The following is a 21,495-nucleotide window of genomic DNA, read 5'->3' on the forward strand; positions in this document are numbered from 1 at the left end:
GAACGTTAATTCGAAACTGTCCCTAAAAATAGTAAAGACAGTGCATTTTGGTACAAGATCCAGATTTAATTACTGTTGTGGGTGAGAGGTTTATTCCGGTATCACGTTGTCGAAAAATTCACGCAGTTGTTCCGACCCGATGATCCGGCGGCAGGTTTCAACAGTGAGCGGTTTTTGCTGATAGTCGATAACCTGTCCGAAAGTGAGTGCACGGGCTTTCTCGCTCTCTTCGGTGGCTGAACTTACCATGACAATGAGGACTTTGGGCAGATAAGGTTTATCGCGGATCGCTCCCAAAAACTCCCAGCCGTTCATGATGGGCATATTAATATCCAGCAGTACCAGAAATGTGGTTTCCATTGCCTGGTTGGTGTCCAGGTAATCCAATGCTTCCTTCCCGTTGTAGCAAAGCACGGTATCGCACAATACCCCGCTTCTTTTGAGAAAAGTATCGTGGAGAAACAACATGATCTTGTCGTCGTCTACCAAAAGGATTTTAAGCCCGTCATTCGTCATCATTCTGAACTTTATCTGCTCCCGATTTTAAAAACAGTGCCAGACTGCCTCATGGCAGTCGGAGTGAATCCAATCGAATGCATTTTTGCCGATAAAATCCGGGCATGGGTGCCGAGGATGGGATAAGTCAGACAAAATATTCGATTTTAAATTGAAGCTGCTGGTGATCAGCGGGCCGTCATCCTTCCGTATGTTCACCAAACCGTTGAGAATTTCACCATTGAGGAAGTTCTTCCATACCAAATTAAGGGCGTTTTTCTTTGCTCAATCGATTCCGGCTTCCACGGAAAAAGGTGCATTGTTCTGCTCGATATTATAAATCTTTTTTTCGTTGGCATAATAATTATCCGCGTTGTTCCCAAACAAACAAGAAGTTTATGCGCGGATACATATTTTTATTGCTAATGCCCCTGCTCTTCACCCTGACAGGTTGCGAGAACGACGACAATACCAATCCGGCTGTGATCGGCGAGCTTGATAAGCAGTTCATTCTAGCCGCTGCCGACGATGCCCTGTTCCAGGTGAATGCAGGGCAGGTAGCCGCTTCGGGTACGACCCAGAAGGATATTCAGGATTATGGTGAAGAAATGACGACCGACAACACGCAGACCGGGCGGGAGTTGCAGAAAATCGCCGGTACAAAAGGAGTGCAGCTCCCCACCACCCTTTCGGACGAGCGGCAACAGCAACTCGACAGCCTTGCTATGCAAACCGGAACGGGCCTCGACACGCTTTATCTTAACCAGATGGTGGCACTACAGGAGCGGGCAGTAAATATGTTAGAGATTGAAGGCACCTCCGGCAATGACCTTGAACTAAAACAATGGGCGTCTGATCGCCTGCCGACAGCGCGCCGGCTTGAAGAACGTGCCAAGGCCCTGCGTGATTCGTTGTATTAGTGGTCGGCCTAAAACCAAAACCCAAGCTGCACCGAAATCCGGGGCTTTTCCTCGTTTTTCTCCTTAGGTATAAATGCGCCGACAGCGATGGTCAAAGCGTCGACCGGGGCAAGCCAGATGCCGCCGCCGTAATTGTAATGCCATTTTTCGGACGATTGCCCGTCGAGCCACACGCGGCCATAGTCGAACCCTCCGAAAATACCGTAGGTAAGCGGCAAGGTCGGATTGTAGCTGCTGCCAAGGCGCAGACGCAGGTCGGTATCATGCCAAAGGGAGCTTTTACCGTAGAAGCGCTCGGTGCGGTAGCCTCTCAGTCCCAGTTTACCACCTATATTCGGCATTTGGAAAAACTGGAACCCGCTTCCGAAATTGACCCCGGTGCCTACTTGCGTTGCCAGGATGAGGTTCTCTTTCTGGTCGAGCGCGGTGTACCACGCAAATTGCGCACGAAGACCGGTGAAGTTCCGGTCGCTTTTCAGGTCGGTCGTCCAGTTCACCGCCGCGTTGAAACGAATGCCTGTATGCGGTGAAAACAGATTGTCGACGCTGCTGAAATTGAAAGTAAACTTAGCCCCGCTATAATATTTTGTTCTGAAAATGTCGTCCGGTAAACCGTTCTCTGTGCTGGTAATATACCTGTTTCCGGTTGCCTGAATGTCGTTCACTTCAAACACCGGTCCTAATGTAACGAAGCCATTATGACCTGCGAAACGTTTTTTAAGCGCCGGATAAACGTAGAATGCGCTCTGCCGTACACGGTAAAAATTGGCGTCGTCCACAGGCCGCTCGGTTTCGTTGCCAAGTCCTGCGTAATTGAATGCATACCGGGGGCCACGGTAGTAACTGTCGAGGTAAAAATCGAATTTTTTGAATGCGTTGATAAAATCACCGGTATAATTGACCTTAAAGCCCTGCGTTCTGACTGCAAAACTTCCTCCTATGCTTTGTACCGACGCGTACGGCTCTTTCTTGAACCCGTATTTGGTGATATTCACCGCCCCGCCGAGGAAGAAACCGTCGTCGGGGTTCGCTCCAAGCAGTGGCAGCGGCAACGTAATGTCATAGTTACTGTCGGCGCTGCGGCGGTCGTACACGTTGAAGCGGTAAAGGCTCGTGCGTTTGTCCTTCGTATCGGGCCCGGGGATAATGGTATTGTTTTTCAAATCGTCATAAACGAATGTCTTCTTCCCGCCGCCGCTCACCCGTGCGCTATCCGCGAAGACGTCCTTGCCCAGCCCGCCAATCAGCCTTAGCTTAATGCCCTTGCGGACATCGCCTCTGACGATAAACTCGTCGTCGTCGCCATTTCCGTAGATATTAATGGCATGTGTGACGGCATTTTCAAAAACACGCTGGTAATTCTGGTGCTTGATGCGGCCTTCCTTACCAGTCTCGTACACGGTCACACGTGTGTGCGCGTCGTCTATGCGCTCGATCACAAACCGCTCCTCCTCCTCGGTACCGATCACATTCACTTCCTTACTCACAAACTCATAATGCGTCCGTGCGATCTCCATCAGGTGCGCCCGTCGCGCTTTGAGCCCTTCGATCATTTTGGGTGATGCCATTTCACGCGCTTTGGCCGGCCAGTCTTTGAAAGAAGCCTCAATAGCCTCATCGGTGAGATTCTTCTGAATATATTTCACCTGCTCCTCCCATTGCTCCCAGCTCAGCTCGTTCAGGAAAGTGCGGTCGAAAAGGCGTGCGCTCCACGTCGTCCATTTCATGCTCTGGATCTCCGGGCCGTAGGTTTGCAGTTGCCGTAGGAAAGGCAGCGTCTGCCGTGCGATATTTGTCAGGAAACCGTCGTAACGCGAGAATGCCTGGTCGCGGTCGCGGGGGATAGGGCGGTATAATACGGTTCCGTCCTTCTGTTTTGTAGAAGCCCAGGCCCATTGGTCGTCGTGGCGGTCCCAGTCGCCGATGATGAAATCCAGCAACCGGGTACGAATGGCCCATTGCTCATCAACCCTGGCCTTACTGCTTTCCAGCAATTCCTCCACAAGTTCGGGCGTGCTCACGATCTTGTCAGGGTTACCGAAGAAATCGGCATCCTTCCATTTTTTCCCGTCAGCGCGCTCCTCTACCAGGTTCATCGTACCCCCAAAAAGACTGTTGAACGTTCCCAGGCCTGGCTGGGCTGGTACATAATACATTTTCGGATTGGTATGGTACACATTGATTGCACCCGCCAGCGCAGGCAGGTTCAGCGGCGCAAACGGGTTGGTCGACAAGAAGTTATCTTCCACAAGGTACTGTGCGGCAATCATTTGGTTGAACGGAAACGGCAGGAAGCGGCTTACGTCTTTGGTAAGCCCCCGCATGGCATATTCCTTGCCCTCACCGTCGCGTAGGCGCAGCGAGTTGGTCTGATTTCCCCCTCCCTGCTTAATGGGTATCACGCCGCCTTTGTAAGCGGCCAGATCCAGCACCGGAAAGCGGTATTGTTGCAGGTACAGCGGCCGGTAATGCTCGCCGAGCATGGCCTTATGCACTTTGCCGATCGGCTTGACCTCGTTGCTGACGATGAATTTCGTTGTCGAATCGGCATGCTGGTTGTATTCCGTAAATGCGATGGTAGAATCCGGTATTTCAATCTGCTGCTTGTCTTTGACCTTATGCTGAAAAACCAGTCTGGCATCTTTACCGTCGGGGGTAACTTCCCAGAATTTGGCCCAGGTTTCACCACCCGCGTAGAAGCTTAATGTCGAGAACCCGAGTCTGGGAGATGCAAACATAGAACCTTTCCCGAGGCTTACCGGACTGTTTTTAGAACCGCTGCCACTTACGATAAATTCCTGTCCATCATTCTCGATAAACTGCAATGCATGTTCATGTCCGCTGGCGAATATGAATTTGCCGTTTTTTTTCGCCCCCGCGAGCACCGCTGTGCGAAGATCCTTGTAATGCTTGTTGGCCACATCCTGCCGCGAGCCGATCGTTGCCCGGAACAATGCGCTGAGGCTACCCAATACAGGTAGCGGAATGTAGAGATTCGGGTTCAGCTCCGTCAGCGGGAAAATATGCTGCTTGATGGTGAACCTGCCCCCGTGTGGCCCGTATGTGTAGGGCGGATGGTGCATGGCGATCACGACGTTCTTGTTGCGGTATTTACGTACCACATTCTCCCACACAAACCGGAACTGCTCACGGTTCCTGATCTCGCAGCCGTCGTTGATCTTCTGGTCGCGGTCCCAGTCGGTAAGCCACCATTGCGAATCGGCGATGATGACGACCACATTGTCGTTCAATTCCACCACTTCCGGGCCCGAGCAGCCATTCAATGGGAGGAAGTAATCTTCGTATTCCTCCTTATCCTTTTTGCCGCGGCGCTCGTTGATGTATTTTTGAATGTATTTCTCCTGACGCTTCAATCCTTTCACGCCCCAGCCCCGCCAGTCGTGGTTACCGGGCAGGAAAATCGGATGCCCTTTGAAATTGTCGAGCGTTTCGAGTTGTGAGTTAATGCGAAATTCGGCCACCTTGCGCGCGGCGGAGTCTTCCGACGGCGGCATGCCCGATTCGTAGATATTATCCCCTAAAAACAATACAGAACTGTTTTTCGATTCGACACCGAGTTTGGTTTTGAGGTATTCCAAAACCGGGGCGCGGTTTTCGGGCGAATCGTTGCCCGCGTCGCCTACCAGGTACATGGTATGTCTCAGCTCCAATGCAGGATCGGGTGAAGCCGATTGCCATTGCGCACCTTCTTTTGAAAAACGGGTTTTGTAGCTCGCGCAGGAAGATATGCCTGCCAGAACTGTTCCCAACACGAGTAAACGGAGTAAATATCGATTCATAGGATGTCGGCTAAGGCCCTATTGGCCCGATTTTCTGAATTTGAGCACATTTCCACTGAAAAGGTCGTCGCCCTCATTGGAAATATAAAGATTGCCCGCATTATCGAATGCAATGCCTTCCGGCTGGATAAACATGTTGCTGTTCAGGTGGTGTGCGCCCTTCACTTTCCATTGGCGGTCGGTTACCACCACCAGCTTGTTCACCGCCGAGATAATGTACCATTCCTTCGTGATCGGATTCCGCGCAATGCCCGACGGCCGGAAACCACGCGCTACCTTCCCGGTAATGGCCTTGATTTCGTCGACATTGATCGCAAACTTGCCGGATTCCGCGATCACCGAATCCGGTCCGGTTTTCAAAATGTAGCCCGAAACGCTGTTCTTGGAATCGTCACCCGCGCAGTTCTTACAAATGACAAACAGCTCGCCGGTACCTTCATCACCGTACATTCCTTCATATTCACCTTTGGGTAAAATACCTTTCACCTCTGCTACGCCCTCCGGCTCCTCGAAAACCGCCTCCGCCATCGGGAATGTGTAGATGGTACCATTGCTTTTCAGGATGTAGGCGCGGTCGTTGATGATCGAAACATCCTCATAATCTCCTTTTTTGCTGAATTTTGAATGCTGTTGCTTCGGCACCTCCCACGCAAGCCTGAACAGCTTGCCGTCCTCGTCCTGAATGGCGTAGACCGTATCGCTTTGCCCCTTGTCGAATGCGATACCCGATACTTCGAACAGGCTTTCGGGCAGGTTGAACTTCTCCGGCTTGTTTAAATCGTACTCGCGGAAAATTTCCGTTTCCTTCTGCGCGGAGTTGCAACCGGCTGCCAGCAAGCCCAGCAACAAAACGGCCAGCAGTATAGATCTATATTGGTTTTTCATCAGAATGTCTTTTTTAAGTTCTCGACCGTTCCCGTCAGGTATTGGTAAATCGCCTCCTGCGACCGCACGCCCCCTGGGAGTGTGGTAACGGGCGCATTACGCAGCTTGTCGTCGATCCAGACGGCCTGCACGGTGTCGTCCCATTGCAGCCCGAGGATGTCGATGAGTTGTTTTTTCAAATCTTCGTGGTAGATCGGGAAACAGACCTCGATCCGGCGGTAAATATTACGGTTCATCCAATCGGCGGAGCCCATGACTACCTCCGGCCGGCCATTATTATGGAAAACAAAAACGCGCCCGTGTTCGAGGTAGCGATCTACAATGCGCTTGATACGGATGTTTTCACTCTGTCCCGGAATGCCTGGCACGAGCCTGCAAATGCTCCGTACGATCAGGTTCACGGTAATGCCGGCGTTCGAAGCCTCGTACAGTTTGTTGATCAGTACTTCTTCTTCCAGGTTGTTCAGCTTAATGGTAATGCCCGCGGGTAGGCCGTTTTTAGCATGATCAATCTCTCGGTCGATCAGCTCAATAAAGCGATTTTGAAGATTAAATTGTGCTACCAGCAAATGCTCGAAGCGCAGCACATCTATCTTCTCCGGTTTTTTCTTTTTACTCAAAAAACCGAACAACTGCTCGGTTTCTTTCAACATGCCCGGGTGCGCGGTCAGCAGAATGTGGTCGGTATAAAAACGGGCGGTGCCTTCGTTGAGATTACCGGTCGCGAGCAAGCCCAGGTAAGAATGCGTTTCGTGTCTACGCTTCACAAGCGCAAGCTTCGCATGGACTTTCAATGCATTCACACTGTGGATGATCTTCACCCCCGCCGACTTCATTTTCTTCGCCCAGCGAATATTGTTCGCCTCATCGAACCGCGCTTTCAGCTCCACGAGTACTGTCACCTTCTTGCCATTTTGGGAGGCGGTAATCAGCGCGTGAGCGATCTTCGAGTCGTGCGCAACGCGGTACATCGTCGTATAAATCTCCTGCACGGAGCGGTCGATGGCTGCTTCGTTGAAAAAGCGGAGAATGGTATCGTAGGTCTGGTACGGCGCGTGGACCATCAGATCGCGGCGGGTCAATGCCTCGAATAATGTTTCCGGTTCTTCAAAACCTTCCAGATGCTGCGCGGCCGGCCAGGCGGGATAGGAGATCGCCGGAGAGGCTACCGGTAGCGATGAAAGGTCTTTCAGATTATGATAGCGCCCGCCTTCTACAAGCGACGCCTTTTTCAGATCAAAAACATTCACAATGTATTGCAAATGCCGCAACGACAAGCCGGGCTCATAAAGGAACCGGGTAGCGAAGCCGAAATCGCGTTTGCTCAACTGCTTTTCGACCTGTTCGGCCATATTTTCGCCTTCTTCGTCGAGCAAATCCAGCTCGGCATCACGCGTTACTTTAATATTGAATGCTTTAATATCGGTCGCATCCGGGAAAAGGACTGCCAGATTGCAGCGGATCAGGTCTTCCAGGAAAATAATGTACTCGCCGTCGGGCTGCCTGATTTTTACAAACCTGTCGAGCTGCGGCACGGGGATATTTACCAGGGCAATTTTCTCCTTGTCGCCGGGCAGTTGCAGCACCACGACAATGTAAATCTGGTTGTTTTCAGGAAAAAAGGAAGTCTTGTCGTTCAGATAAACCGGATGCAAAAAACCTGCTATTTGCGTATAAAAATAGCGGCGGGCAAATGCGGCAATCTGTTCGGAAATAGCTTCTTTATACAAAAAATGAAAACCCAGCCGGGCCAATGCCGGAATGACGGACTTACCCAGAATGCGGCCGAATTCTTCCTGCTGCCGGTTCACCGTCGCCTCCGCTTCCAGAAAAGCGCTGCTGGTGGCGTCCTGCATGGCATTCTTTTGCAGGTATGGCATCCGCACCCGGTAAAACTCATCAAGATTGGAGGAATAGATCGATAGAAACCGGATCCGTTCCATCAGCGGGACGGCTTCGTTCGCGGCTTCCGTCAACACTCTTTCGTTGAAGGAAAGCCAGCTGATATCCCGGTTAAAATAGCGGAACGCTCCCATAAAGACGGCGGATCAGTGTTCGAAGAGAATGGAGGCGATCACAAACGCGATCACAGAAATGACAATTCCAAACATGAATACATTATACCCCACACGCAGCAGGCGGTACTTCCTCCCGAGCACAACTCCCTGTGAATAAACATCTTTCGTAAGACTTCCATACAGAAACTCGCGGTCGTTCATCATCGTCTGCATGCCTTTGGAATACTCATCGAACGACATCCGGTAGAAATTCCCGAAAAACAGCAGGTTCACGCTTTTTGCATCGATATCATGCTGTGTGAATGTGCCGCGGGGGATCGTCGGGCGAGTAGAAAGGATCGAGAATACCATGGTCACCATGCAAACGGTGAGCAGCATCATAGTCGGGAGGATGAGGTACGCGTTGTCTTCGAGTTTGCGCACAAGCACGCTCAGTAGCACCGAAATGATGATCGACGTGGTGGTGATCATAATGTGCGCCTTGTTGTCGGCCATGTCGCTCAGGCGCTGGTGGTTGTTGGAACTGATCCGGAACATGGTTTCGATACCCTTGTCCGGCCGGTCGTCCTTTTTCTTTTTGCCTTCGGCTATTTCGGGAATGAATGGTTTTTCGTCCCTGTGCTTGTTTTCTTCTTTATGCTTGATGGCTGGCAAGAGGGGCGCTTCGCTGGCTGCTGGTCCGGCATCCTCCACTACGGCACTTTCCTCCGACGCTTCAAGGGAGTCTTCAACGAGCTTTTGTTTGAGCTTTTCAAGATTCTTTTTCTTCTGCTTATCGAGCAGGTCGCGGCAGTAGTCGGTCTGGTACTCGTGGTTTTCAAGGAGTCTGATCGTGCTTCTGCGCCAATCCGTCTTGTCGATCTTCCTGCCAAGACGCTGCTCGGCTTCTTTTCTGACGAGCTTGTTCCAATCCCCGAATTCCGGTGTACCTAAATGGAACAGATCGGCGTCGCAAACTACCTGTTCGAGGAAATTAGCCGGATTTTGCGGCCAGACGGTCGCCAGAATGCAGCCCTGTACCTCGGAAATCACTTCCTCGTCCACCTCCTCAGCGCGCAGAAATTCAGCGGCCATTTCGGCGCCCCGCTTCTCGTGCCCTTCCGCCTCACCGGTACTGTAACCCGTATCATGAAACCACGCGGCCGTCACGACAATGAAAGTCTCTTTGTCCTCCAACCGGTAATGATTGGCGATCTTGACGGCATTCGCCACCACAGACTCGGTGTGAACGAGGTTGTGGTAACTGAGTTGCGCGAGCGCCTTCGTGCCGAAAAAATGGTGGACATGATGCTTAACCTTGTCGAGCCGATGGTTATAGTTCATAGAACATTCAGTTATAATGCTTCGTTAATTCCAGTCCGATTCCAGGTTCACGCCCACACGGAGCGCTTTGAGGCCCGTAACTCCCTGCAAGTCTTCCAGATCGAAGAATTCCAAGTCATCCAATAAAGTATTTTTTTCTTGTAAATACCGGACATAGCCTACATATTCTTCGGCGGATTTACTGTTGAAATACACCAATGCAATCTTACCCGGCTGGGTAAGCCGTTCGCCGGTACCTTTCACATGTACCTTGTCGATCCGTTTCTTGATCACCTGGTACCGGATGTTATAGGCGCCTTCTACATCGAACCGCCGCTCGTCGTCGCGGAAACTGATATCGATGCTACCCGAGTTGATGAAAATCAGTTGGGTGGTTTCAAGCGGCTTTTCAAGTTGCGGGATCAGCGAATGCGTGATCCGCGCGATGGCAGCCATGGTCGTCAGCTGCCACAGACGAATGTTTTTCAGGTAAAGTTCGCTGAAACGCTTTTCCGGTTCAATGGACTGGCCAATGTAAATATCGTATTCTATACCGTCCGTGCGGAATTTTTCGAAATAGCACGGATACGATTGCTGTATTTCGTTCCTGAAAAGATCGAGGTAGAGGTTAACCGACGAGTTGATCGCCTGCATCGACGCTTCAAGCTCACGGCGGTTGGCAAATGCCGAGCCATGATCCTCATCGATCATCTCGAAATACTGGTCGATGCGGTTCCTCAGAACCAGCTCTCCGGGATCCATTACTCCTGAGCCGAACATTTTCAGACTTTCTTCTTTGAAATGTTCCAAAAACGGGTGCGCCTCGTTTTCGAGGAAGTCCCGGATCTTCATTTCGTCGTTATCGGTGCTTTCGTCGGTGATGTCCGCAATCCATTTCCGGCATTTGAAGATCATCTCGTCGGCCAGCCCGAACCCGAGTTTTTGTTTAAGGACAGTAAAGGTTTCTATCAATACATTGAATTGAAGACGGAGATCTTCCCTGAGTGCTGCATTTCTTTCAAGTGTGGAGTTCCGGATGTCGATCGCGCCGTAAAGCGGAAATACGTTCCTGAACTGGATTCCTTCGATTTCAGCACTTTGCGGGTTAAGGGCCTTGTCGCGGAGGTAGTGCCAGGCCGTTTCGCGGAACCGCCATTGTACGGCAGGCTGCAAGGAGGTAAATTTGTCGCGGATCACATTATCGATCTGCAAATTGAACTCATCGATGTAGTTCGTCATCATCTGCGCGATCCACGGCAGCGCGATATCCAGCTTTGCTAGCAGGCGTTCATCGATCGATTTCTGCTCTTTGGAATACACTTCCAGGACCCCTACCACTTGCTTATCATGGTAAACAGGAAGCAGTGCATACGCCTCCACACCGTCGTTCCGGAGAATGCGGATGAAGTCCTGCTTTTTCGGGTCTTCCATACCCAGGTTGCGCAATAGCAGCGTTTTCGGTGCCTCGAAGTACTGCGTTGCCATATCCAGGTAGGTTTGCTCGGCGACGTCATTCTCGGTCGCAGCGCTCATCAGCTTGCTGAAAAGGATAGAGCTCCGGTCGAACACCAGTTTGTTATTGACCCGCAGAACTGCCATCAGGCCAAAGTCGATACCGGGGTTTTCGACCAACATTTTCAATGCGCCTGCTACGTGGTTGAAATACGTTTTGGGATCATAGGACGCACGGTCGAGGATCGTATTTTTGATACTTTCGACGGCGTGCTCGGCCGTAACGTCGGTGAGCGTGATTACCGAAAAGCCTTCGAAATGAAACAGGCTATGCGGCAGCAGGGTTGAAAACACATTGACATCAAAATTCTCCTGCAAATCGAAGCGCAAGGTGTCCAGATCAAGCTCGGGGAGACTGCCTTTGGCATATACTTCACAAAAACGATTGTCGATGTGCGCCCGGTAATACTTTTGCAGGCCCGAGGCGTCGTCCATCAAAGTAATGATCATGTCGGGGTGGTGCAACGGGGGAAAATGGTAGAGCTTTTCCAGAATGAAGGAATAAAGCATCTGCAATTTCTGCTTGTAGTTGACGCCCCGGTCCTCGATGAGGTCGCACCTGATATTGCCATCCTGCTGAAAGAGCAGGCTGTAAAAGCCCGAAGTGCCGTAGAAAACCACGGGACTGACGGGAACACTCAACGCCCAGAAAACTTCCTTTTCGTTGGCGATAGGTGGCATAAGCATGCCATAGATCAAACTCAGTTCTTCCTTATAGTTGTTGACTTCTGACAGCGGAATATCCTTGCTGAAAGCCGGATTGGCTTTCAGCTTGTCGAGAACCAGCGAGAAAAATGTCTTTTTGACCGTTTCTTCCTGATCGCTTTTACTTTCCAGAAAGCTGATAAAGCTCCTGAAAGAAATGGATGAGTCAAGTTTCTGGAGACCGTATGGTGCGTTTTGAGTTACATCAATAGTGATCGGTTCCATTATTTGGTTTTTTGCACACTGAATGAATGCGCTGATGGCTTTCAGTTACTAAAATTCAGTGTTTTTTGTCAAACTGCCAACGATAAACGTCGAATTACGGTTCCATTAAACCGATTCGACCTTTTCCTGCGTTACCGAGGGCTTGATGATCATTCGCAGGGACTGATCTTTGGTGAAATAGGCAACCATCCAGTTGTACAGCGTTTTGATACGGTTACGATGGTTGATAAGCGCAATAAGGTGTATGAAAAGCCACGCCAGCCATGCGATCACGCCCTTGAAATGCCATTTGGGCGAGGGCAGGTCCACTACTGCTTTGGCACGGCCGATAATGGCCATCGAGCCTTTGTCATTGTATTTAAATGCATGCAATGGCCGGTGCTCGGCGATCCGTTCGAAGTTGCGGGCCAGGTTCTTGCCCTGCTGGATCGCCACCTGCGCTACCTGCGGATGCCCGGTTGGGAAGCCTTCGTCGGTACTTTGCAGGCAGCAGTCGCCGATTGCATAAATATTGTAGGTACTGTTTACTTTGTTGTACGCATCTACCAGCAGCCTGCGCCCGCGCCCGTAAGCTTCCGGCGGTATGCCTTCGAACACCCGGCCGGTAACTCCCGCTGCCCAGATGAGCGTTTTCGCCTCAATGCTGTCGCCTTCCGAAAAGTAAACCTTGTCGTCGACGAAATCGGACACGTGAGTATTGAGGCGGATTTTCACGCCGAGTTTACTGAGGTCTTTATAGGTATCCTCCTGCGATGCCTTGCTCATGGGCGAGAGCAACGCCTCGCTGCCGTCGACCAAGTATATTTCACTGCCTTTTCCGGCCAGTTCCGGGTATTCCCTGCGGAGAATGCCGTTTCGCATTTCGGCAAACATACCGGAAATCTCCACGCCCGTTGGCCCGCCGCCCGCGATTACCACCGTGAGCAGCTTTTTGATCTCCGCAGGATCGGTACTTAACGTGGCTTGTTCCATTTGCATCAGCAGCTTGTTCCGCATACTGATCGCATCCTCAACGGTCTTCATCGGTGTCGCGTTCCGCTTCACATTTTCCATCCCGAAGAAATTCGTTTCCGCGCCGGTTGCGAAGACCAGGAAATCGTACGATAGCTCGCCGTTGTGGAGGATGATTTTATTCTCCCCCGGAACCACCTTTTGCAACTCCCCCATCCGGAAGTGAATATTTTCTTTTCCTGAAAAAAGTTTTCTGAACGGGTAACTAATACTCGATGGTTCCAGGAAGGCCGTAGCGACCTGGTATATCAGCGGCGGGAAGAAGTTGTAATTGTTCTTGTCGACCAGCGTTACCTCAAATTTCTTGCTTTTTGCAAGGTCCAGCGCCAGGTTCACCCCGGCAAATCCTCCTCCTACGATTACAATATTCATGGTGCTTAAATTATTAGGGGGTTGTCAATAAGTGCAATTCATCGGGCGGTTCAGGAGGGCGCGACCAATAGTGTGCCAGGCGGGTATTTTCGGATAGCGTTTTTCAGGCCATGCTGTCGGTCATCTTTCCCGACTTCTTCAAATGCCGGACGTAAGCGTACAATGCGCCGAGTACCAACACGATTCCCGCGAAAACAACAATCCGGTTATCAGCATTCCGAATAATCTCCGGGTACTTAAAAATCAATATGGAGACGATACCGATCAGCCACACGAGCAATGTATTGTATTCTTTTAAAAGCCAGCGCTTGTAATTGAAGCGCATGTCTTTGAACGTTTCCGAAATACCACTGAAATTGATCAGCCAGCGGTTCACCCGACTGCAATAGGCATCAAACTGCGTGCCGAATTTGTTCCTCAGAAAGTTCTCTTCGGCCAACACAATGGCCTGGTATATAAACAAAAACAGCGGCATTACGATTCCTACGTAGATCAGCGAATTGGCCAGAATGCCTACGCCGAGCAACATCAGAATATTACCTACATACAGCGGATTCCGGCAATGTCTGAAAATACCCTCGGTTACAAGGGTTTCCGCATACACCTTTTTATCACGCCCGCCACGTATAATGTATGCGAGGCCAATGGTGACGCCCCTTATGATTTCCCCCGAAAATGTTACCAGCAAGCCCAGTATCACCGGGTATAAATAATAGGCAGGGCCGAATTGCCCTGGCGAAAAAAGCTGCGGCGACGGCAAAAACAGCAGCAGGTACAGAATGATAAACAGGTTATTTCTGTACTTGAAAAAGAAGTTACCGATCGCGATCATGATTTTTTGTGTGCTATCATTCCTGAAAAATTGTACCACTTGAAGAAAATTTCGCAGTCCGCGAAACCGGCCTCTTTCAGCAGAAGCATGTTTTCAGACAACTTGTACGGGATCAGTACATTTTCCAGCGCTTCGCGTTTCTGCGAAATTTCAAGCTCGCTGTAATGATTCCGTCGCTTGTAGTTGTAATAGTATTTAATAAAATCACGATTGAATATGCTGCTTTCCGCCAGCACTTTCTCCACCAGCAGCAGCACGCCGCCGGGGTTCAATCCGTCGTAAATGTTTTTCAGAAGCCTTTCGCGATACAAGGGCCTTACGAATTGCAGCGTAAGGCAAAGGATCACTACAGAGCCATTAGTAATAGGAAGCTGCTGGTGCAGATCGCCCGATACAAGGTCGTAAGGCCTTACGAAACCTGCCTCTTTAAGCTTCAAATCGCACTTATCGAGCATCTCCTGCGACTCGTCGATCCCGATGAACCGGATGTCCGAGGGAATGAGTTCGTCCAGACCAATCAGCGTAGTGCCGGTTGAACAACCCAGGTCGTACACAAATGTCCCTTCCTTCACATGGTCGGCAGCGATTTCGGCGAGCATCCGCTGCATCTCGTTGTAATAAGGTACTGACCTGCTGACCATATCATCAAAGACATTGACCACCGTGGTCCCGAACTTGAAGTCCGAAACTTTTGTGATTTCTTCTTTGAAGACCTGGTCTGAATTCTCACTTCCAAGGTTCTTCATAAGTTAACGTTACAGTTATATTGAGTTAGATTTCTGGGGCCGTCTTTCGTTCGAGTCGAACACTCTATCCCAAATATCTGAACTTACACCGTAACCTTTACTTGCATCCGAATAATGATGTTGCATGTGATGCTTCTTTAATTTCTTCCAGAACGCGGATTTGAAATTGGCATGATGCAACGCATAATGGCTCATATCATAAAACAGATACCCTGCCATAAACCCCGAATAAAAGGCCGCTACATAATATTCACTGAGAAAAACGGTGAATAGAAAGTAGAAACCCGTTGCCAGCGGAATGCTCACCGACGGTGGCATTACCAGCCTTTTGGCATCATTGGGATAGTCATGATGCACGCCATGGAAAATGAAATGGATTCGCTCCATAAACTTGCCATGGGGTGTAAAATGAAATACAAACCGGTGCATAAAGTATTCGGTGAATGTCCAGAAGAACAAGCCTCCGAGTACTGTACCTACAAAATTGTACCAGAGCATATTCCCCGGGCCTAGCGCTTTCCAGGAAAAGTAGCTGATCACCGGGACGAAAATGAAAAGCGGCACGCTGTAATGTACCTTCGAGAATGCCTCAAGAAAGTTGCTTTTAAACATCCTTGAAGATTCCGTTGCGTTGGATACATAGTTTTTAGGCATGTCAGGATGGTTTTATTCGCTGAATAATGGTTTTACCGGTAGCAATCTCGGTGCCTTTCAGCTCGATGTAGAGCACGTTTGGCGACCAGAAAGTACCGCCGTCGATCCGGATGAATACCCTGCTGAGAATGCATTCCTTCTTATCGATGCTGGTATAAACATGGTATTCGTTCCGCGTATCCCTCCGCAGGTAGAGCGGCAATTTGGAATAGGCTACCGAACGGAGCTCGTAGGCAGCATTGCCAATCGCTTTCGAATTGATACCATATGCAAATTTACGCTGCAAATAATTGAGCTCCTTGCGTATCCCGCCTTCCGGGTAACGGATCCAGAATGTGTTAACGGGGTTTCGTTCGCTGATTTTTCCCTGTTTGTCGACGTTGAGCTGGTAACAGATTGTATTCGTATTCGGATCGCGTTGAATGTAAAAAAGTAATCCGGGGACGTTGTTCGGGATCGGAAATTCATCCGGTTCCGCGGCGGCCGTGCCGGCTTTCTTGTCTGATAATCCTCCCGCATACGAAACAAGCGTCAGGCTGAGCGCCATCAGAATGTTGAGTACGTATTTCATGACTTTATTAATAAACTACTTTCAAAAAATGGCTTGTGCGATCATTTCACGGTCGCATTCGCCGTACTGTAATACTTCCTGAACCATCTCCGCATCCCCGGAGAACGGTCCCGACGACTGGATTTTCAGCGTCGCCATCGCCGCACCGAACTCGCCCGCTTCCTGTACGCCAGCGCCCTTCACGCGCTGGCTCAGGTAGCCTGCCATGTAGGTATCGCCGCAGCCGGTCGCGTCTACCACGTCGGTCGGTTTATATGCCGGGATCTGGTAAAAATGATCGTTTTTGTAAATCAACGACCCTTTGCTGCCGAGCGTAATGATGACTTCTTTTACTCCCAGATTGGCGAGATATTTCGCACCTTCGATCACGTCGCTGGTACCAGCCACCACTTCCATTTCAAACTCATTGGCTTTGAGAACATGGATATAGGGCAATGCTTCCTTTTTATCTTCCCAATCTTTGTACAAAACCTTCTGGTCTTTCACGTAGCGCAGGTAACCCTGGATATCGAGAGAAACCTTGCCTTTACCGGCCAGCATTTTGATCAGGTCCACAGTAATGTCGTCCGAAAGCAATGGGCCGAGGTGGAAATATTTCGCTTCGATGGCCGGCATTTGCGCTACGGTGAACGGTGCGGCTTTGTGCAGCACATTTTGTTCGCGGTGGTCCTGGTTGGCGCTGTAAATGTTTTCGAAATAGACTGTGAAGGGGCTGTTCTGGGAGAATACCTCGATATTCTCTTCCCGCAAACCGGCAACGATATGGCTTTCTTTCTCGGCCAATGCAGTCACCAGCATATAGCGGACGTCGAACTGCCGGAGCGCCTTCGAAAAATAGAACGAAGTGCCCCCGGGCATATACTTGACAGACTGGGCAGTAACTACTTTATCCAAAGTGATGTGCCCGATGGTACATATGTCGTACATGGTACTGATGTCTCAACCCAAGCCTTAAGGCCTGGGTTATAGGTGATAACTAGCCCAGGCTCTTAATGGTGTCAGCCACCTGGGCAAAATCTTTAATTTCGGCATCGGCAACCGATGCCTTCGTTTCGGTATTGTCTTCGAATCCCGCTACATTCAGCCATACAGCCTTCGCACCTGTTGCTTTGGCGGCAAGAATGTCTTTGGAATACGAATCGCCTACCGCTACGCATTCGTGCGGAAGAAAGCCCTGCGCCTCCACGCCCAGCTGCCATATCGCGGGATCGGGCTTCCGGACGCCGACCACTGCCGATTCGACGACAGCCTGGAAATAATGCGCAATGCCGAATTCCTTTAAAACGCTATTCAGGTTTCCGTAAAAGTTGGAAACCATTACGAGGGGGTATTCGGCGGCCAGTTTTTCGAGAACGGGCGCTGCCTTTTCAACACTAGTGCGTGCGACGCGGTCGCATTCACGGGCGATGGCCTCGATGGCCTGACTGTCCAACTCATATCCGTTTTCTTTCAGATAGCCAAACTGCTGCTCTACTTTCAGGAACAGCACATCATAAAACACATGATGCGGCTGGATGATCGGATGGATAGCCAATGCCCTCTCGCCAAACTTGTATGCACTCGCAAATGCTTCTTTGTCAACCTTTACATGATTATGCTGATAAGCCTCCCACAAAACATTGGCCCAATGCAAGCCATTTGTGTCAATTGTGCCACCATAATCAAATAAAATTCCTTTAATCATTATCCTATCTCTTTATCAGTTCTCTAAAGAGGACTGCAATTGATTTTGTCTGTGCTTTGCCCCCCAAAAGCCATCCCCTTGCCCCGGACTTTAGCCCGGGGATCACTAGTTAACAGGCACTGCTAGTTCTGTGTTGCTAGTCTGGCTGTTTTTAGTTTTTCTATTAATGAGGGCCAATCCGATGATAATCCAAACTATCTCTCTTATTCTCAAAACAACCCCAATAAAAATCCCTTGCGCTGCGGGCAAACCTACACTTCTTAATGCGAGTGCCAATCCTCCCTCTCTGGTCCCCAGCTGCATCGGGAAGAAGAAGATCAGGTTCGCGAACAGCGATGAGCCGGAGCTTACGATCAGCGACTGCGCCAATGTCATTTCCATTCCGATCGCGTGCGCCGTGAAATAGATTTCCAGACAGCCGATTACCCTTCCCGCAAACTCATAAAACAATGACGCGTAGAATGCGTTCCGTCTATCCGAGTACAGAACGCGAATCTGCTCGTCTACTTCGTAAAGTGTTTCCGCATTCTTCGTCGCGAATTCGCGGGCTTTGTGTTTAACAAAAGGTACCTTTTCCAGCAAACGGAACGTGCTTACAGTAAAGCCTTTTTGATAAACATTAATAAACCAATATCCCAAAACCAGCCCTACCACCAGCAATATCCCGCAACCTACCAGCATTACATCGCTCAAAGGAACCACCGCCACGATGAGTACAATCGAAGCCAGCCAGAATATGACATGCGAAAACATGTGCATCAGACTGTACAACAACACCGACGAAGTCGCTTTCTGAATGCCGAGCGTCGGTTTCAGTTCCAGGATACGGTAAGGCTCCCCGCCCAATGCGACGAACGGCGTAATGTAGTTGATCGCATAGCCCGAGATCGTCAGCCGCAGTACGGCCCAGAACGACATGTTCGTCTCCGGCAGTTGCGGCTCGCGGATGATCGCGCGGAATGCGAGGGCATTCAGGATGTAAATCACCAGCCAGCTGCCGATCACCGGTAGGAACCAGATGCCCGTCCTGTTGATGTTCTCCCAAATCACGAGCAACCCTGTGCCATAGATCATATAGCCCAGCGAAAAAATTCCGATTGCCATGAAAAGGGCTTTGTACACCTTGCTACCCATTGTATTTGCCGGCAGTTATCTCCTTGTAAAAATGGTTACTCACCTGCTCCTGCTTCACGACCATGTAAATCAGGATCGGGTTGAGGATGAATATGTCAAAAAAGAAATAGATCCATGATTGGTCAAGAAACAGCCACAGAAACAGGAATATCACCCGGGTGTTGAATTGAACGATATTGGTATATTTCATCAATGGCTTGTTCTGCGCACGGAAATCGGTAATGAGTTTCGCAGGTAGTCCGTTTTGATACTTTTCCTTCACGACCGCCAGCAGCTTCTGCAATTTGGGAGAGAAAAACTCCTGCTCTTTGGTATAGTTCAAATACAGCCTCGCCACGATTTTCATACCAAACTGCCGCGTCCAGCTCATTTCATCATATTCTCTTTGCAAATCGCGGCTATTGTCGAGCTCGCTGCCGTTGGTGCCTTTGATGAAAAACAAATGGACGTTGCGGTAGTAATCCGCCATGGCCGACTGGATCATATGCGACGCACCCGCTACCACGCCCGGCACCCATATCCACGCGCTCCACCCCTCTTCCATACTCCGCAAACAGATCGCGATATGAATGGCGATAAACCAGAAGTCGCCGGCAACACCATCCAGAATGCGGCCGAAACGGCTCTTGTCGTTCGTCATCCGCGCGAGCTGGCCGTCGGCACTGTCGAGCGAGTTGGCAAACATGAGCGAGAGCATCCCGATCACATTGATCCAAAGATTCTGCGGATAGAACAATATCCCCGCCGCCACGCCGAAAAAAATACTGATGATCGTCACCGGGTTCGGACGAATACCCACCTTCGCGCAAAACAATGCGATCTGGTAACCGATCGGCCTGTAAAACCAGATATCGATCTGCTCCTCGGTATCGTTCGATTTCAACGAATGCTCGAATGCCGAGGTCTTTTCAGGTTCTTCTGCCAATGGGCGGGGTGTGGTGGTTGTCTCCATTAGTTGTTATTCAAAAAACGTTGGTAAAGCCGACCGGCAATATGCCCCGCGGCCTGATCCCGGCACGGTGCGAAACTGGGCCAGTCGTTGAGGTCGATGATGCGGAAATCGCCGTCCTTCCCAATAATGGCATCGCCCCCGTAAATATCGATCCCCACTACCCCTGCCGCTTCGTTCGCGGTATTCTGCAAACCTTCGGCGCTGAACGGGTAATACACCGAATTACCGTTGATCTGCTGGTACTCCGCATATTTGTGGTGATTGGCGTCGTACGGGTAGAACCAGAAAAAGAAATCCGTGCCCCTAACCCCGTAAAACTTCACCAAGTCGCCGATCAAATGCTGGGAGATCACCGCGTCGGGAATTTCGCGCAATGCGTATTCCCTTAGTATCTCTTTGGCTTCCTCGCGCGATGCGGCAAACGACACATCTTCCTTATGGATGGCGTGGAAATCGCCTCTTTTGATCCAGTAACCTTTTCCTTTGATCTGATCAAAAACCTCATCTCCCTGATAGTCGGTCGGTACGATGTAGCTGTCCGCTACGGGGATATGAGCATTATTCAATGCATTGGTCAGGTTGGTACGGAAGCAGTTCTCAATGCCGAATGCGGAGTTCAAAACCTGCGTGCCGTTCCTTTCCAGTTCCTGCAATCTGGCCACGACCTGCTTTTGGCGCGCCATGGTAAAAATCTTGCTGTAATTCACTGTTTCCATCGCCAGAAACTCATCTTCACAACAGATGGTAATGCGGCATCCCAGTTTTTCAAGCTCTTTGGCCGTCTGGGAAAAAATCGCATCGTCGTTCCCGATATGGTTGGGCGAAAACTTCTTGTTACGGTGCACGCCCAGAATTTCTAATTCGTTCATGTATGGTGTTGACCGGCAAAACGCCCCGGTCTGTTAGTAATAAATTGGTGTCAGTCGAGTGTGTGTCAATGTTTTATATTAAAAAGCCATTTCACCGCTCAGGAACAGCTCCGCCGTCTGGATGTCGCTCACGTGGTCCACGTCCACGATTTTGGTAAAGGGATAGGCTTTCAAATGCAAGCCATCCGCTACGAGCTGCCGTTGGAAGTTCCGCATCCGGCTCACGCCGTTTTCTACGGCCACATTCACGGTTTCGATCGCTTTCCGCCTGAGACAATAAATCCCGCCTGAAACAAACGGGGTATCGGTACTATTGTCGTCGGTGAAGGCGGTAATGCGGTCGTCGTCGTCAACTGCCACATAGAGAGGACTTTCGTCGTCGATGAATGCAGTCACGGCCATTTGGCCTTCCAGATCCTTATTGTCAGCAAACTCGGTGATGAATGCGCTGAATTCTTCTTCGCGGAAAACGGTATCGGTCGTTGTCAGGCAAACTTCGTTCAACTCCGGGTCGCTTTTGAACAACTCGTAAACACTATGCAGCGAACTCGGTGTCGTTTTCTTCACGATTTGAACAGGCAGGTTTTCGCTCATGCCCATCAGATGCATTTCCAGCAGCGGCGATTCCTCGTTGACGATCACCATAATTTTCTCTGCATTATTCCGCATGAAAATCCCGATCAGCCGGTCGATCAGCATTTCGCCGTGCAGGCTCACCATCGGCTTCGGCAAAGTAAAACCTTCCTTCGCCAGACGTGATCCCTCTCCTGCTGCTATGATTGCGTAATTCATAATTAGTGTCCCTTTT

At 50.2% G+C, this 21,495-nt stretch carries 18 protein-coding genes; 1 reads left to right on the forward strand and 17 read right to left on the reverse strand.

Annotated elements, in window-relative coordinates; translation table 11 throughout:
• Positions 1-90: 90 nt before the first annotated feature.
• The gene (locus tag IEY24_RS20980) at positions 91-519 is read right to left on the reverse strand and encodes a response regulator (protein ID WP_229222806.1); all 429 of its coding nucleotides are present in this window, start codon (positions 517-519) and stop codon (positions 91-93) included.
• A gap of 374 nt (positions 520-893) precedes the next feature.
• On the opposite strand from IEY24_RS20980, the gene IEY24_RS20985 reads away from it, so the two are divergent.
• Positions 894-1,415, forward strand: coding sequence for a DUF4142 domain-containing protein (locus tag IEY24_RS20985; protein ID WP_188935721.1), 522 nt, complete (start codon positions 894-896; stop codon positions 1,413-1,415).
• Between the two features lie 8 nt (positions 1,416-1,423).
• Here IEY24_RS20985 and IEY24_RS20990 read toward each other — a convergent pair whose 3' ends face one another.
• The 16 genes from IEY24_RS20990 to IEY24_RS21065 form a co-directional block, all read right to left on the reverse strand.
• Positions 1,424-5,215 (reverse strand): metallophosphoesterase, encoded by a 3,792-nt coding sequence (locus IEY24_RS20990; protein ID WP_188935723.1) that lies wholly within the window; start codon positions 5,213-5,215, stop codon positions 1,424-1,426.
• Between the two features lie 18 nt (positions 5,216-5,233).
• A complete protein-coding gene (locus tag IEY24_RS20995) occupies positions 5,234-6,100 on the reverse strand; it encodes an SdiA-regulated domain-containing protein (protein ID WP_188935725.1) in 867 nt (288 codons plus the stop codon).
• A complete protein-coding gene (gene ppk1 / locus IEY24_RS21000; protein ID WP_188935728.1) occupies positions 6,100-8,136 on the reverse strand; it encodes a polyphosphate kinase 1 in 2,037 nt (678 codons plus the stop codon). Before ppk1 ends, IEY24_RS20995 begins: the two co-directional genes overlap by 1 nt.
• A gap of 12 nt (positions 8,137-8,148) precedes the next feature.
• Positions 8,149-9,441 (reverse strand): Pycsar system effector family protein, encoded by a 1,293-nt coding sequence (locus tag IEY24_RS21005; protein WP_188935730.1) that lies wholly within the window; start codon positions 9,439-9,441, stop codon positions 8,149-8,151.
• Positions 9,442-9,465: 24 nt separating this feature from the next.
• Positions 9,466-11,862: a GAF domain-containing protein gene (locus IEY24_RS21010; RefSeq protein ID WP_188935731.1), complete on the reverse strand. Its 2,397-nt coding sequence runs from the start codon at positions 11,860-11,862 to the stop codon at positions 9,466-9,468.
• A gap of 105 nt (positions 11,863-11,967) precedes the next feature.
• Complete coding sequence (locus IEY24_RS21015) at positions 11,968-13,245, reverse strand: NAD(P)/FAD-dependent oxidoreductase (RefSeq protein WP_188935733.1); 1,278 nt, start codon at positions 13,243-13,245, stop codon at positions 11,968-11,970.
• Positions 13,246-13,348: 103 nt separating this feature from the next.
• On the reverse strand, positions 13,349-14,077 hold the full coding sequence (locus IEY24_RS21020; protein WP_188935735.1) for a methyltransferase family protein: 729 nt from the start codon (positions 14,075-14,077) through the stop codon (positions 13,349-13,351).
• Entirely contained in the window at positions 14,074-14,823 is a 750-nt protein-coding gene (gene cmoA, locus IEY24_RS21025) for a carboxy-S-adenosyl-L-methionine synthase CmoA (RefSeq protein WP_188935738.1), read from the reverse strand. The genes IEY24_RS21020 and cmoA overlap by 4 nt, the downstream gene beginning before the upstream one ends.
• Positions 14,824-14,838: 15 nt before the next feature.
• Positions 14,839-15,477, reverse strand: a complete 639-nt coding sequence (locus IEY24_RS21030) for a sterol desaturase family protein (protein WP_188935740.1) — start codon at positions 15,475-15,477, stop codon at positions 14,839-14,841.
• 1 nt (position 15,478) lies between these two features.
• Entirely contained in the window at positions 15,479-16,048 is a 570-nt protein-coding gene (locus tag IEY24_RS21035) for a DUF4833 domain-containing protein (protein WP_188935742.1), read from the reverse strand.
• Between the two features lie 21 nt (positions 16,049-16,069).
• Positions 16,070-16,975 carry a PfkB family carbohydrate kinase gene (locus IEY24_RS21040; RefSeq protein ID WP_188935744.1) on the reverse strand — a complete coding sequence of 302 codons (906 nt, stop codon included), beginning with the start codon at positions 16,973-16,975 and terminating at the stop codon, positions 16,070-16,072.
• Between the two features lie 49 nt (positions 16,976-17,024).
• Complete coding sequence (locus IEY24_RS21045) at positions 17,025-17,732, reverse strand: HAD family hydrolase (protein ID WP_188935746.1); 708 nt, start codon at positions 17,730-17,732, stop codon at positions 17,025-17,027.
• A gap of 105 nt (positions 17,733-17,837) precedes the next feature.
• Positions 17,838-18,836, reverse strand: a complete 999-nt coding sequence (locus IEY24_RS21050) for a lysylphosphatidylglycerol synthase transmembrane domain-containing protein (RefSeq protein WP_229222808.1) — start codon at positions 18,834-18,836, stop codon at positions 17,838-17,840.
• 22 nt (positions 18,837-18,858) lie between these two features.
• Positions 18,859-19,818, reverse strand: a complete 960-nt coding sequence (locus IEY24_RS21055) for a CDP-alcohol phosphatidyltransferase family protein (RefSeq protein WP_188935750.1) — start codon at positions 19,816-19,818, stop codon at positions 18,859-18,861.
• Positions 19,818-20,687 (reverse strand): ATP-grasp domain-containing protein, encoded by an 870-nt coding sequence (locus tag IEY24_RS21060; protein ID WP_188935752.1) that lies wholly within the window; start codon positions 20,685-20,687, stop codon positions 19,818-19,820. The genes IEY24_RS21055 and IEY24_RS21060 overlap by 1 nt, the downstream gene beginning before the upstream one ends.
• Before the next feature lie 78 nt (positions 20,688-20,765).
• On the reverse strand, positions 20,766-21,479 hold the full coding sequence (locus IEY24_RS21065; RefSeq protein WP_188935754.1) for a nucleotidyltransferase family protein: 714 nt from the start codon (positions 21,477-21,479) through the stop codon (positions 20,766-20,768).
• Between the last annotated feature and the right edge of the window lie 16 nt (positions 21,480-21,495).

The organism is Dyadobacter endophyticus (assembly GCF_014641595.1).
GTDB classification, from domain to species: Bacteria; Bacteroidota; Bacteroidia; order Cytophagales; family Spirosomataceae; genus Dyadobacter; species Dyadobacter endophyticus.